The sequence below is a fragment of the Flavobacterium sp. genome, assembly GCF_035760125.1.
Classification (GTDB): Bacteria; Bacteroidota; Bacteroidia; order Flavobacteriales; family Flavobacteriaceae; genus Flavobacterium.
In genome coordinates, this window is sequence record NZ_DASTTN010000058.1 from 1 (window position 1) to 2657 (window position 2657).

Below are 2657 nucleotides of genomic sequence, written 5' to 3' on the forward strand. Positions count from 1 at the left end.
CCAAATCAATACAGGAGTTGATACAGGATTCAGAAATAGAAATTATTCCAAATGCAACACATTATGTCCCTTTTGAACAACCTAAAAAATTAAACGAATTAATCTTAAAATTCTTAAAAAAATAAAAACACATACCCGATATATTTGGATAGGAATAATTTTGATAGAAGAAGTAAATTTTGATTAAAAAAAACATAAATACTTAAAAATAAAGCAGTTATAGTTTTTCATAAAAATAATCCGTAAATTGCTTAATAATTCAAACCTTTCTTTAACAAATAAAAATCAACATTATGAAAAAGTATCTTTTAATATTAGGTTTTATGTTTTCGGTAGCTTCATTTTCACAAACTATTACATCCAAAATTGAGAATGCATCTCCAGCACAATATGAATTACTTAAAAAAGTTAATGAATATTATCCAGATATCAGCTTAAGTGAAAAAGTTGTCAATTTTTATGTCGACGATAAAATCATTGACACAAAACAAGAATTTGCTAAAAACGCAGATTTTAACAGTTACAAACTGAGCATTAGCCCTGATAACAAAAGACTAGTATTTGATTTTGATTCAGTTAGCAATGGAAAAATTTATGGTGCTGTTATTGTTTTCAAAGGAAAATATGTCAAAACAACTATTAATGAAAAATCTGGTCAGTATGATGTAATGGTAAATGGAAAATCTGTCTATTTACAAAAAATGTAGCTTTTTGCACATATAATAAAATCTTTTATACTGTAAAACAACAAATTTAATGAACCATTGTAATTTCATTTTCCCCCGCGAGCGCGAGCGTCCCGCTCGTGCCCGTTTTCAATGTCATAAAAGCTATAACTACTGATTATATAACAAAAAAAAAGCTACTTGTATAGTAGCTTTTTTTTAAGATAAGATAATTTTAAGGCGTTACAATAACAATATTCTTACAAATCTAATTTTTATTCACCATCAGGTTTGGTAATTTCAATTCGGGAGCTCATTGGCAGAGTCCAATCACTTGGTTTGCTTGGGTTTTTAAAAATATAATGAGGAACTGTAGGTTTTATATTTTTAGCAAGATCCAAACCTGCATTTTTAATATTCTGTATTATACATCGAGCCACTTCATTGGCACCAAAACTATTAAAATGGGTATTATCAGCCAAAGCACCTATTTGTCCGGGGAAGGTGTTGTCTGGATAATAAACAAATGCTTTTTTTGAAAGTTCATTACCCCAACTTTGGTATAAAGAAGTTGTCATTTTAGTAGCATCTATCAAAGGAACCTGCATCTCTTGAGCCACTTTTCGCATTGCATCTGGAAACTCGCCGTGAGTAGGCTTTAAAGTCCCATTAGGATTAAAATAACGTCTTTGCATTGGAGTTATCAATATTGGAGAACCTCCTTTATTTCTGGTTTTTACAATAATATCCTTTAATAAAGCGGTATACACTCCCGAAGCTTCTTTTCCATCTCCTGTTGCTTTTTCGTCATTGTGGCCAAACTCAATAAAAAGATAATCACCTGGTTCCATTAAGTATAAAATTTTCTCTAATCGATATCCGGATTCAAAAGAACGGAGCGTCAAACCTGAACAAGCATAATTGGCCATCACTACATCTGTCGTCAAATAATTTGGAAAAAACTGAGTCCAAGATGCCCACGGCTCCGAATCATGTTCCATAACGGTAGAATCTCCAGCCACATAAATGGTTTTAATTTTTGAAATAGGATAAATTTTGATGCTTTGAACAATTGATGTCCCCAAAAACTCCAAGGTTAATTTCTCATCCCAATTCAGCCCCTTAAGTTCAGCAGGTTTAAGTTTAATGGTACTGTTCACATCAAATTTCGGATTTCTGACATTCACCACAAAACGTGCTGTTTTAGTTTCTTTTGCGGCAGTTTTAATTTCTCGCAACATCAATCTTCTGGACTCCACCTTTACAGTTGTAATTCCGCTGTTGTTCCCGCCCAAAACGACCTCCACACTATAATTCCCTTCTGGAAGCTTCATCGAAAAATAGAACGGACTCTTAGCCGATATTGATTTTTCTTCAAATGTTACATTTTTATCGAATTGTAAATCAAATCCGTATCCGATAGCATTAGTATACGCAACAGCTTTATTTATGAGTGTACCTGATTTTTTATCAGCATTTGCACCAAAATTAAATTCTTTAATAGGTGCGTTGTCTTGGGCATTGGCACAGAAAAAGTGGGTCATGCATAAAAATAAAAAGATGCTTTTAAAGTGTTTCATAATTTGTGTTTCTTAAAATTCCTCGATATAAACTGATTGCTAATGTACAATGATTGCTCTTATTTTTATGAAATTCGATACTCATTTTCTGACTTAGTTGAAAAAATCCTGCCAGTCAACACACAAGGATCTGACTGGCAGGCTTTAAAAAAAAAAATCTAATAGCACGGATTTACACACGACCGAAAGCGAACTAACGAAGTAATCAGTGCCCATAAAGTGAATCAATAATTGGTGTAAATTAATGCCCCATCATAATTTCCTCATCCCCAGAATTCACAATAGTTTGCTTGATTTTTCTTTTGCCAATATTCAAAATAATAAAGGCAATAATCGTGGTACAAGTCATAATCACAACCATCGGTACCATAGAATCTTTAACAAAAACACCCACTGCAAAAGAAGATAAAGC

The 2657-nt window shown here is 32.5% G+C and carries 2 protein-coding genes; one reads left to right on the plus strand and one right to left on the minus strand.

Features of this window, described 5'->3' with window-relative positions; translation table 11 throughout:
* Positions 1-293 precede the first annotated feature (293 nt).
* Complete coding sequence (locus VFS71_RS02485) at positions 294-707, plus strand: hypothetical protein (protein WP_326399189.1); 414 nt, start codon at positions 294-296, stop codon at positions 705-707.
* 233 nt (positions 708-940) lie between these two features.
* Here VFS71_RS02485 and VFS71_RS02490 read toward each other — a convergent pair whose 3' ends face one another.
* A complete protein-coding gene (locus VFS71_RS02490) occupies positions 941-2245 on the minus strand; it encodes a rhamnogalacturonan acetylesterase (protein ID WP_326399190.1) in 1305 nt (434 codons plus the stop codon).
* Between the last annotated feature and the right edge of the window lie 412 nt (positions 2246-2657).

Coding starts and splice junctions, on each gene's coding strand:
- VFS71_RS02485 (WP_326399189.1), top strand. CDS start 294: ATGAAAAAGTATCTTTTAATATTAGGTTTTATGTTTTCGGTAGCTTCA.
- VFS71_RS02490 (WP_326399190.1), bottom strand. CDS start 2,245: ATGAAACACTTTAAAAGCATCTTTTTATTTTTATGCATGACCCACTTT.